At 34.6% G+C, this 12,095-nt stretch carries 8 protein-coding genes; 2 read left to right on the top strand and 6 right to left on the bottom strand.

The window, feature by feature from the left end:
• Nucleotides 1–25: 25 nt before the first annotated feature.
• Nucleotides 26–1,855: a Xaa-Pro dipeptidyl-peptidase gene (locus CA2559_RS07585; protein WP_013187277.1), complete on the top strand. Its 1,830-nt coding sequence runs from the start codon at nt 26–28 to the stop codon at nt 1,853–1,855.
• Between the two features lie 34 nt (nt 1,856–1,889).
• Here the strand turns inward: CA2559_RS07585 and CA2559_RS07580 are convergent, their stop codons facing one another.
• The 4 genes from CA2559_RS07580 to recR form a co-directional block, all read right to left on the bottom strand.
• Entirely contained in the window at nt 1,890–2,852 is a 963-nt protein-coding gene (locus CA2559_RS07580) for a lipid A deacylase LpxR family protein (protein ID WP_013187276.1), read from the bottom strand.
• Between the two features lie 107 nt (nt 2,853–2,959).
• Nucleotides 2,960–4,282, bottom strand: coding sequence for a dihydrolipoamide acetyltransferase family protein (locus tag CA2559_RS07575; protein ID WP_013187275.1), 1,323 nt, complete (start codon nt 4,280–4,282; stop codon nt 2,960–2,962).
• A gap of 110 nt (nt 4,283–4,392) precedes the next feature.
• Complete coding sequence (locus CA2559_RS07570) at nt 4,393–5,532, bottom strand: glycosyltransferase family 2 protein (RefSeq protein WP_013187274.1); 1,140 nt, start codon at nt 5,530–5,532, stop codon at nt 4,393–4,395.
• The gene (recR, locus tag CA2559_RS07565; RefSeq protein WP_013187273.1) at nt 5,533–6,150 is read right to left on the bottom strand and encodes a recombination mediator RecR; all 618 of its coding nucleotides are present in this window, start codon (nt 6,148–6,150) and stop codon (nt 5,533–5,535) included.
• 93 nt (nt 6,151–6,243) lie between these two features.
• Here recR and CA2559_RS07560 point away from each other — a divergent pair, with 93 nt between their 5' ends.
• Nucleotides 6,244–7,680, top strand: coding sequence for a sodium:solute symporter (locus CA2559_RS07560; RefSeq protein ID WP_013187272.1), 1,437 nt, complete (start codon nt 6,244–6,246; stop codon nt 7,678–7,680).
• On the opposite strand, the gene CA2559_RS07555 is transcribed toward CA2559_RS07560, so the two are convergent.
• Nucleotides 7,660–8,022 carry a CoA-binding protein gene (locus tag CA2559_RS07555; RefSeq protein ID WP_013187271.1) on the bottom strand — a complete coding sequence of 121 codons (363 nt, stop codon included), beginning with the start codon at nt 8,020–8,022 and terminating at the stop codon, nt 7,660–7,662. The two genes, CA2559_RS07560 and CA2559_RS07555, sit on opposite strands and share 21 nt — an antisense overlap.
• A gap of 113 nt (nt 8,023–8,135) precedes the next feature.
• Entirely contained in the window at nt 8,136–11,891 is a 3,756-nt protein-coding gene (locus tag CA2559_RS13580; RefSeq protein ID WP_013187270.1) for a M4 family metallopeptidase, read from the bottom strand.
• Nucleotides 11,892–12,095: the final 204 nt, after the last annotated feature.

The raw sequence follows: 12,095 nt of genomic DNA, 5'->3' as shown, positions 1-12,095 counted from the left end.
ATAAATTTAAAATAAACTAAAAATTATGAAACTTAACCTACTATCGCTAATTGTAGCTTTTGTAACAACTCTAGGTTGTATACAAGCACAAGATAAAGCAACTCCTATTTTTGAAAACGGAGAAGCACAACCCGTTAAAGCATTTAGCAACCCTTCAGAATGGATAACACACGACCTTTGGGTAGAAACTGAGTTTAATACCGATGGTGATGATAAACCAGATCGCATGCACGTCTCTGTTACCAGACCTAAGCAAACAGAAACCGAAGGCTTAAAACTTCCTGTTATATATGTGTCTAGCCCTTATTTTGCAGGTGTAGCACCAGACACAGATGGTTTATTTCATAGTGTTGAAGTAGAATTAGGCGATACACCAAAAGAACGTGTACATCCAGAAGTTACACGCCGTGGTAAAAGACCCGTGATTTCGAAATCTCATATTAATACTTGGGTACCTAGAGGTTATATAGTTGTACACTCTTCTTCTCCTGGTACAGGCTTATCTCAAGGTTCTCCTAGCTTAGGTGGTGACAATGAGTCTTTAGCACCAAAAGCAGTAATAGATTGGCTAAATGGTCGTGCAAAAGGGTATACAGAAATAGACAGTAATGAAGAAGTAAAAGCAACGTGGTCCACAGGAAAAGTTGGTATGACAGGTACATCTTATAATGGCACCATACCTTTAGCCGCTGCCACAACAGGAGTTGAAGGATTAGAAGCAATTATTCCTATTGCACCAAACACATCTTACTATCATTATTACAGATCAAATGGTTTAGTACGTTCTCCTGGTGGCTATTTAGGAGAAGATATAGATGTTTTATATGATTTTATTCATAGTGGAGATGAAGCTAAAAGACCATATAATAACAAAACGATGAGAGATGAAATTTTAGCTGCCAATATGGATAGAGAAACTGGCGACTATAATGAGTTCTGGGCAAGCAGAGATTACCTAAATGATATGAAACCTATGAAGGCAGCATTATTAATGTCTCACGGTTTTAATGATTGGAATGTTATGCCAGAACATAGCTACAGAATTTACAAGCAAGCAAAAGAACAAGGCATACCATCACAAATATTTTATCATCAAAATGGTCATGGTGGTCCACCTCCATTTTCTATGATGAACAAATGGTTTACTCGCTATCTGCATGGGATTGAGAACAATGTAGAAGATAATGCTAAGGCTTGGATAGTTAGAGAGAATGATAAAAGAGATAACCCTACATCTTATGAAGATTACCCAAATCCAGAAGCAAAACCAGTTACACTTTATATAAACACAGGTGCGCCTAAAGCCGGAACTTTAAGTACCACAAAGTTAGATAACAAAGGCACAGAAACTCTACAAGATGATGCATCAATTGCTGGAGCAGAATTAGCAACTGCAAAAGAAAGTAAGCACAGGTTACTTTATGTTACTCCAACATTAACTAAAGATTTACATATATCTGGTGTTTCTGATATTACAGTATCGTTATCTAGTAACACACCAGCAGCAAATCTTTCTGTATGGTTGGTATCTTTACCTTGGAATGAAGACAAGAAAGCAAAAATAACAGACAATATTATTACTCGTGGTTGGGCAGACCCTCAAAATTACAAGTCAATAAGTAAAGGCGAAGCACTTAAAAAAGGTGAGTTTTATGATGTAACATTTTCATTACAGCCAGATGATCAAATAATTCCTGAAGGACAACAAATTGGTTTAATGATTTTTTCAAGCGACAAAGAATTTACGCTCCACCCAAAACCAGGAACAGCACTTACTATTGATTTAGATAAAACCTCTCTTAACCTGCCAGTTGTTGGTGGTAAAGATGCTCTAGAGAATGCATTTAAGCAATAAATAAAAGATTTAGCATTGCCTCTTTGGGGTGGATTTAAAAGGTGAAGCCTAATTTAAATCCACCCCATTTTGCTGGGTCACCTCTACTAAATTCTCTTGTTATTAATGTGCGCGTATATTCAGCATAAAACCCTTTAGTCTGTAAAACAAAACCATATGTATATTGTCCTGTAAAACGTTTGATATCATTAGTAGCTATTGTGTATGGACTATCAGTTGTAATTAATCCACCTTGTAAAGTAGCATCATACCCTACTACACTACCAAAAATTTGAGAATAAAAATAAAGTTGAAATTTATCTTTTTTAGCTTCCGAAGAAAATGCAGAATTAATTATCCCTAAGCTGCCATTAAAACCTAAAGATGCGTTAGTAAACAACGTTCCTAGTTTAGCATTAGATTGTGCCTGTATAGAAAAATACTGTCTGTATTTATAAAGCTGCTGCTCTAACCCTACTTCATAATTTAAAACGATGTCATTCTTTATTTGATGTTTCCAGCCTAAAGGAATTTCATTTCCAGTTGCTTTATGAATTTCAACCTGCATTTCTTTACCAAATGCACCTGGCCCAATTATTCCTACATTAAATGAAGAGGTTAATCTGCGTTTAGATAATGTGTTGGTATTAATAACAAAGCTCTTTAAATAGATTGCAGCAGCAAATGGCCGATCTCCAAATTGAATTTCCTCACTACCATAATCATCTGGAGTAAAGCCAATATGTTCAATTGCTAATCCAAATTTAGACTGGTAATTTTTAGGCTTTAAGAAGAGAATATTAATAGGGTTCTTCTCTAATACTGGCAATACTAACTCGAAGCTATATCCTTGTGTGTAATTTTTATCTGAAGAAGAAAAGAAATCGTTATCATAATTAAATCTGAAATAATGATCATTTTCAACATCTCTAAATGAAGAAAGGTTATCTATTTTCTGACTGAAAAGTGAGTTAGAAATAAACAATACTACAAGTATTATTAAGCATTTATTTGTCATACTTAATTTACGTTACAAGATGTAATTAGGTTTTGGCAAAGCAATTATTGGAATAAAAAAAGCCATCAATATTAATTGATGGCTTTGTATAATTAGGTTGTTGAAAATTAGATTTCTCTATTCACATCAAACGCTTCTAAATAATCTTTAACACGTTGAACAAATTGTCCTCCTAATGCACCATTTACAACGCGATGATCATAAGAGTGCGACAAGAACATTTTATAACGTATTCCTATAAAGTCACCATCTGGAGTTTCAATTACAGCTGGTACTTTTCTAATAGCACCTAGCGCTAAAATTGCAACTTGAGGTTGGTTTATTACAGGAGTACCAAACACACTACCAAATGTACCAACATTTGTTACTGTGTATGTACCACCTTGTGTATCGTCTGGTTTTAATTTTCCAATACGTGCACGGTTAGCCAAATCATTAACAGATTTAGACATACCTACCAAGTTTAGCTGGTCTGCATTTTTTATAACTGGCACAATTAGGTTACCATCTGGTAATGCAGCTGCCATACCAAGGTTAATAGCTTTACGCTTTATAATTTTATCACCATCTACAGAGATATTAATCATTGGGAAGTCTTTTATAGTCTTAGCTACAGCTTCCATAAAGATTGGTGTAAACGTTAGTTTTTCACCTTCTCGTTTTTGGTATTCATTTTTAATTTTGTTTCTCCAGTTCCAGATGTTTGTAACATCTACCTCTATGAAAGACTGTACGTGCGCAGATGTTTGCACACTGTCTACCATATGATGAGCAATTAGTTTACCCATACGAGACATTTCAATAATCTCATCGCCACCATTTACACTTACAGGAGCTTTAGGAGGTTTTGGAGCAGCTGTCTTAGATGTTTCTACAGGTTGCATTTGTGGTTTAGGAGCAGCAGTCTTACCTGCTTTTTTATCTTCAATGTATTTTAAAATGTCATTTTTAGTAACACGTTCATCTTTACCTGTACCAGATATTGCATCTAGCTCAGATAATGATACACCTTCTTCTTTTGCTATATTCTTAACAAGTGGAGAATAAAATTTATCAGATTCTGAAAAATCTGTAGTTGTTGCTTCTTTTGCAGAAGTTACAGATTGTGATACAGCTTCAACAGCTTTTTTAGACGACTCTTCTTTAGCCGGCGTTTCTGATGAAGTTGTTTCAGCAGGAGCATCTCCACCTTCAGTTTCAATTATTGCGATAGTCTGTCCTACTTGCACAACGTCATCTGCTTCAAAAAGCTTTTCAACCAAAACACCATCTACCTCACTTGGTACTTCGCTGTCAACTTTATCTGTTGCGATTTCTAAGACAGCCTCATCAGCCTCTATAGTATCACCAACTTCTTTAAGCCAGTTAGTTAAGGTTGCTTCTGCAACACTCTCACCCATTTGCGGGAGCTTTAGTTCAAACTTTGCCATATTCGTAATGCAATAGGTTAATTAATAATTGCGATTGCAAAATTACTTAAAATTACAACGTTATTGTATTAAAATGATGTTAGAATTGCTTTAAACTGAGATTATTTCTTTTATTGAATTTTATCTAGTTCTAAAACCAAAACCTCACCTTTTCCTGTGCTAGTATCACTACCAATCAACACATTAGAAGATTTCAACTTTATCCTAAATGTATTATTATGGTGCCCATACTGCTCTAGAAGACTAATAATTTCTTTGAAATTAAAAAATTGAGAGTCTAAAAACAGCTGTGAATTTTTTAAAGTTAGCTTCTGTAGCTCTTTTAAAGAAAGATGTTGTACTTGCTTATTTTTTAGTTTAGACAAGATGGCAACACAGTCTGAAGAATTACCGATATAGATAAATAAATTTGAAGATATTTCCTTATCTGTATCTAAACCTTGAGCCTTATTTGCCTTCTTAACTACTTTGAGTGCAGCTTTTACAATTAGATTAGTAAACTTACTATTGCTAAAATGTTTTTTATAAAAAAGTTGCATTGCACCATAAAAACGTGCTCTATACACTTCATCTTTAGTAGTACTTTCTCCTTTAAAATGAATTACTGAATCTTTTCCGTAATAGTAGTTTTTATAACCAGACTTAAGTAGTTTGTAGCTAAGGTCTATATCTTCACCATACATAAAGTAGTCTTCATCAAAACCTCCAACTTGTAAATAACGCTGTCTGGACATAAACATAAATGCGCCTACAAGAACATCTACACAACCAATATCATTAGATTCTAAATTACTTGCATAATAGTTAGTGGCGTTGCCTACCATTTTTTGAAAGGCCACTTTAGGAGTAGGTATTTGCCGTTTGCTTTCTGGTAAAAATTGCCCTTTACCATCGATTAACTTTACTCCTACCGCTCCAAAATCTTGAACTGTTTTAACGAACTTCAATAAATTTGAGAAGATTTGCTCAGGCACTACAGTATCTGGATTTAAGATACAGATGTATTTACCTTTAGCTTTTTTTACAGCTAGATTATTAGCTTTACTAAACCCTAAGTTTTCTTTATTTTCGAGTCTTATAACATTTGGAAAATCCTGAGCAACCATTTCCATACTTCCATCTTTAGATGCGTTGTCTGCAACAATAATTTCGGCTTGTATATTTTCTTTAGCCTGCACCACACTTTGTAGGCAAAGCTTTAAAAAATGCTTGACATTGTAATTAAGTATGATTACAGAGAGTTGTACCATTTAAGATTTTAAAGAAGCTTCAAAAGGAATTCTATTTAGGATACTTCTACCTAAGGTGATCTCATCTGCATACTCCAACTCATCTCCTACAGAAATCCCTCTTGCAATGGTAGAGGTTTTTATACCTGTTCCTTCTAATTGTTTAAAAATATAAAAGTTAGTAGTGTCTCCTTCCAACGTACTGCTTAAAGCAAATATAATTTCATCTACTTTTCCTGCTTTAGCCTTGTCTACCAAGGTAGAAATATTTAATTGGTTTGGACCCACACCATCCATAGGACTTATTTTTCCACCTAAGACGTGATAGTGACCACGATATTGGCTTGTATTCTCAATTGCCATTACGTCTCTTATATCTTCAACAACACAAACATATTGTGATTCTCTTTTAGGATTTGCACAAATCTCACAAAGCTTATGATCACTTATATTATGACAGTTAGTGCAGAAATTTATTTGTGTCTTAACATCTACCAAAGCCTTAGCCAAACTTACCGTTTGGTCTTCTGGCTGTTTTAATAAATGAAGTACCAAACGCAACGCTGTACGCTTTCCAATTCCTGGTAATTGAGAGACTTCCTGAACTGCTTGTTCTAAATATTTTGAAGAAAAATCCATATTGCAAAAGTAAGTATTTCACGAGATTTGAGATCACGCTAAATAGACAATACGATAATATTTACATTATATTCGTGCCATAATTATTAAACTATGCAACCGCTACATATTCTTTTCCTCATTGCAGGTTACTTTGGAGTTTTAATGCTTATCTCATTTCTTACAAACAAAGGTGGCACAAATGCTGAGTTTTTTAAAGCTAACAGGCAATCTCCTTGGTACCTAGTTGCTTTTGGAATGATTGGCGCATCACTTTCTGGTGTTACTTTTATTTCTGTTCCTGGTTGGGTTGAAGCTAGCCAATTTAGTTACTTTCAAGTTGTATTAGGTTATACTGTTGGTTATGCAGTAATAGGTTTAGTTTTATTACCTCTTTACTACAAGCTTAATTTAACCTCCATTTACACCTATTTAGATGGTCGCTTTGGTAGGTATTCATACAAAACCGGCGCTTCATTTTTTATCTTATCTAGAATAGTTGGCGCCAGCTTTAGACTATACCTTGTAGCTGTAGTTTTACAAAATTTAATTTTTGATGGGCTTAACGTTCCATTCTGGGCTACTGTTACTATAACCATTTTACTTATCTGGCTTTATACGTTTAAGAGCGGAATTAAAACTATTGTTTGGACAGACACCTTACAAACTTTATTTATGCTTATTGCTGTAGGTGTTACGATTGTATATGTTTCTGAAGACTTAGGGATTAATTCTGGAAATTTCTTTAGCTATTTAGCGGATAGCAACCTTTCTAAAATGTTCTTTTTTGAAGATTGGAAATCTGGGGATTTCTTCTGGAAACAATTTATTAGCGGTGCTTTTATATCTATCGTGATGACTGGTTTAGACCAAGATATGATGCAAAAAAATCTTACTTGCAGGAACTTGAAAGATGCTCAAAAAAATATGTTTTGGTTTACAATTGTGTTAACCATTGTAAACTTTGTGTTTTTAGCACTTGGCTTATTATTAACTGTATATGCTCAACAAAACGGTGTAGATGCTCATAAGGACCAATTATTTCCTGAGCTTGCTACACAAGGCTATTTTGGTATTGGTGTAGCAATAGTATTTATTCTAGGATTAATTGCAGCTGCATACTCCAGTGCAGATAGTGCTCTAACTTCTTTAACCACATCTTTTAGTATAGACATACTAGATATTGAAAAGCGATATAGTGAGAAAAAACAAGTTGTGGTAAGAAAAACCATACACGTAATTATGTCTTTAGTGCTCATAATTACTATTATACTTTTTAAGTATGTTATTGCAGATGCTACTGTTATTGCAAAACTGTTCACTTTTGCAGGCTATACCTATGGCCCATTGTTAGGCCTATATGCATTTGGCTTGTTTAGCAAATGGAAAGTAAAAGATAAACTCGTACCACTTGTGGCGTTGGCTACCCCAATTTTAGGTTATGTTATAAGTATAAATAGCTTAAAATGGTTTGGGTTTGAGTTTAACTTTTTTATACTTGTATTAAACGGCGCTCTTACCTATTTAGGCTTAGTATTGATTCGTCGCTAGCATTACTAACGTGCAAGCTAAATCTACCTCTATATTGTTTGCTTTTAATATTTTATAAAACTCAGGATTCTCTGTTCCAGGATTAAAAATAACACGTTTAGGGTTTAGACTTACAATGTATTCATAATATTCAGGTTGATGTTTTGCTCCCAAATAAAGCGTTACTGTATCTATATCTTTAAAATCTACTTGTTCTTTTTCTATCGTCACACCATTAACTGTACCTTCCCTAAGACCAATTGCTACGGTTGGCTGGTTGTTAGAAACTAACCTATTAATAGCAATGTTAGAATACCTATTCGGCTTTAATGACGCGCCTAAAACTAATGTTTTCTTTTTCATAGTTCTACAAAGTTACAAGAATGATATTTAACTTGCTTAAATAAAAAAGTATCCTAAAAATAAAAAGGCTACTGTAATTACAGTAGCCTTTATTTATTTAAACAGTATTTAGCCTATTTAACTATAAACTTAAATGTTTTATTAGCATCATTATTAAGTCTCACAAAGTAAAAACCAGATTGAAGTGTCGCAACACTTAACTGTATTTGTTGATTTCCTGCAAACTTTTTCTCAATAACTTTCGCACCTCTTACATCGAAAACTGAAGCGCTATTAATAACGATATCTTTAGCTGTTATGTTAACTAAACCACCTTGCGCCACTGGCGAAGGATATAAAGATACACTACTAATTAAAACATCTTTTACACTAGCAGTTACAGGTTGTACAATTGCAAAAGAACTAAATCCTGTAAATGTTCCTTTAAACGTTGCATAACCTTCTGCAGCTGTAAGATCTTCTAACATACTTCCGGTGATTACCGTGTTGCTAGAAGTTGTTGCATCTATATCACTGCCTTCTACTTTCATTATTTGCAGATCTGCCATACTATTAAAGTTTGCCAGTTCATCTGTAGTCATAAATAGTGTAAGGTCATACGTTGCGCTTGAAGCATCAAAACCATCTGCAGTAATTTCTATAACTTTTGAAGATCTATCTACACCTGCATTTGCATTAGTAATAAGGTCTGTACCACTTCCGGTAAGTGTCATTTCAACACAACCTAAGTCTTGAGTGGCACCTTCAATTCTAGCTATAATGCTTCCGCTATCATTACTTGCAAAGTAAACATCATTGTTAGTATTTACAGTATTGCTTGTTGTAGCATTTAATTCTGTTTCAACAGCTGCAGGAAGTGCTTCAACGTGAACATTATCTATAGCAAAACTAAATGCAGACGTTGTTGCATTAGTATCATTAAACCAACGGAAGCCTAAGAAAAATCTTGTATTTGCTAACTCAGGAATTATTTCATCAAAAGTACCAGACATAATACCATCTTCTTCAAGTGCAAAACGCTCACTACCTTCTTCAAAGTTTACACCATCAAAAGAGTATACTAGTTGACCATAATCAAAAGCAGGATTACCTGGATCTAGTTCTCCACCAGCTTCCCAATCGAAAGTTACTCTAACATCATTTAATCCTAAAGCATTTAATTCTGGTGTCTTTAAAATTACATGAGACGGTGAATTAGATTCATATATAGCTGAATTTGTAGATCCAACAGGCGAAGTGTAAGAAATGTAAGCTCTTCCAGATTCTGTACCTGCACCATTGTAATACCATTTATTCATACTAGGATCTACTACAATAATTTCTTCCCAATCATTAGGGATAGCAGAAGAAGCAAACTCTTCGATTGGCATTATTTCTACAACTGAAGCTCCTATTGCTGGAACAACATCATCATCTAATACATTTATTACTTGGGTTTTGGTTTCACCCATAAAATCAAATAATATTGAAATTAACTCATCCTCTTCAACTAAAGCATCATTATATATAGTTACTTCAAAAGACTCTGTAGCAGTACCTTCTAAATCTAAAGTTGTAGTAGATATGTCAAAATCTACTCCTAGTTCTGCAGTACTAGCAGAAGTATCTAAAGTTACTGTAACAGCAGGATTTACCTGTACTGTTGCAACATTTACAGTATATGTTCTAAATGTATTACAACCTGTGTCGTTATTTTTTTCTTGTAAGCTATTTGCATTGGCAGAGCTAAAGAAAACTTGGTTAGGATCTGGTGTGATGTAGCTCTCTCCTACACAAATTCCGAACCACGCATTTGTAGTTTGTATTTCTTCGTTAGAGTCTACTCCATAATCTTGTTGCGCCACTAAGATTGATGCATCTCTCATATCACTAAATGTTGCATTAGGCGTTAATAACACTTCACCTTTAAATGCAATCTGTTCTGCAATTTGAAATCCTAAACCTTCAACACTATATGGATCTCCATTATCGTTTACCTCATCATCTGCAGCACGCTTGTCTCTACCTGGTGTAAATACTTGGCCAGAACCTTCAACTAAAAGATAAAACCACTTATTTAACACACCGCTATTAGAGTGCACTCCACATTGGTCATTCCCTAAATTTGGTGCAGGACAACCAGCTTCAGAAGTATCTATCCAGTTTACACCTTCAAAACATTCTGGATCTCCAGCTGCATTTGGGTCATCCATAAAACGTAAAGCTCTCATATCTGGATTGTCTTCACCTGGCTGAATACCACCATCACGTTCATCTATTTGCTCACCTATACCATAAGGTTGGTATGGCAACGTAGAATCTATCTCCTCTAGGACATAAGCCTCAACAGCTGCAGCCCATATATCTGAAAAACCTTCATTCATACCTCCAGATTGTCTTGCGTAAACTAAGTCTGCAGTAAAATCACAAACACCATGACCTATTTCGTGTGCTGCAACATCCATAGACATAAGTGGTGCAAAAGAACCATTAGGGTTAGTTCCACCTTGGTAACTACCATCTCCGTAAGTCATTGTAGAACTACTATAAAATGCATTATCATAGCCATCTCCATAATGTACAAAGCTTGTAATTTTTTCTCCAGCACCATCAAAACTCCAACGGTTATGACGATCTGCCCAATACCTAATTACAACTTCTGATCCCCAATGCGCATCTAAAGCAACATCATCATTATCAAATTCATTATCAACAGGATAGTTATCTGCTGGTGTTTCAAAACGATCTCTGTAATGCTCATCTGCAGACCAAAAATTATCTGCGATTTCTACATTTAACTGGCCTTCTTCTAATCTAGAGCTACCATCTGTAATTTCATAAGAAGGTATTGTGCCTCCAACATTTAAAGGCACACCACCAATACCATCATAAGATCTTGTTTCATTTAACACAGTTACAGACTCGATAGTCTGGCTATCTGGATTAAATGCATTTACTGTAATTGTACCATCTAGAACATAACGCTCTGGTAATGGATTTACAGGATCACTCGCATCTGCAGATAAAAGAGTAGTTTCGAAATTTCGAGTACCTGCATATCGTGTTTCTCCCATTGCTTGAACCATTGCATATGAAGACATTTTTCTGCGTTCAGCAATTTCATTGTTTAACTCTGCAGCGTGCTTAATATCTTGATCTGCTAGTAAGATTTCTCCATTTACAGCATCTACATATATATCTGCTCTATAAAGAGGTTCTGCTGCATAAATATTGAATTTGTATGCTAATCTTAAAGAAATACCTGGCTCATTATAGTTATCTACAATTACCAATTCTCCCGTAGGATAAACTGAATTTACTGCAGCATCTAATTGTGTGAGACGTGCTGGATCTGTTTCATTAAGTTTAAGGAAGTTATAATAATCCCAAGCATACTCTGTTGCACCCACAAAGTTTAACGCATAATTTAAAGCATTGTCTTCTGATAATGAAGCAGCAACATTAAAGTTATCTTTTAGCTCGTAGTGCTCTAATGTAATAGCCTTAAGCGCATTGTCTTTAGATAACGCATTGTAAATACCATGCTCTACTTTTACCCCTTTAAAATACTCTTGATATTTAACTACTTTAGAACCACTTGGCGTAACATGAGCTCTTTTTTCTGCTAATGTTGTAGTTTCCCTAAGGCCTAAAGCTTCTCTTAAAAATAAAGATGCCTCTTGAGGCTCTACTCTATGAGTTTGTGAATTTGAAAGTTTGATTAAACTTGGAGTACCACGTTCTTTACTAATTTTTACGTTAGTAATTTTTTGTTGGTCTTGCAGTTTTTGAACGGCACTCAAAGACGTTTGTGCTTGCACCATACTCATGGTACCCACAAAAGCACCCAACACCATTAAAAACTTGAAGTTGTGTAATTTAATTTTCATATAAAGAATTTAGTTTATTTGGTTAAAATTAGCACGGTATTCTGCGCCAATTAGCCGAATATACAACAGCTAACTTATTGTTTTTGAGGATTAACAATATCTTAGCCATAATAAAAACAACAATTCGACAACTTGCTTTTTTACACGTTAAATTACAGTTACTGTTTTATATTTAGACATAAAAAAAAAGCCGCTATAAATAGC

This window comes from Croceibacter atlanticus HTCC2559, from assembly GCF_000196315.1.
GTDB classification, from domain to species: domain Bacteria; phylum Bacteroidota; class Bacteroidia; order Flavobacteriales; family Flavobacteriaceae; genus Croceibacter; species Croceibacter atlanticus.
The sequence above is the reverse complement of the archived record's forward strand: the minus strand, read 5'-3'. Positions and strand labels throughout refer to the sequence as shown.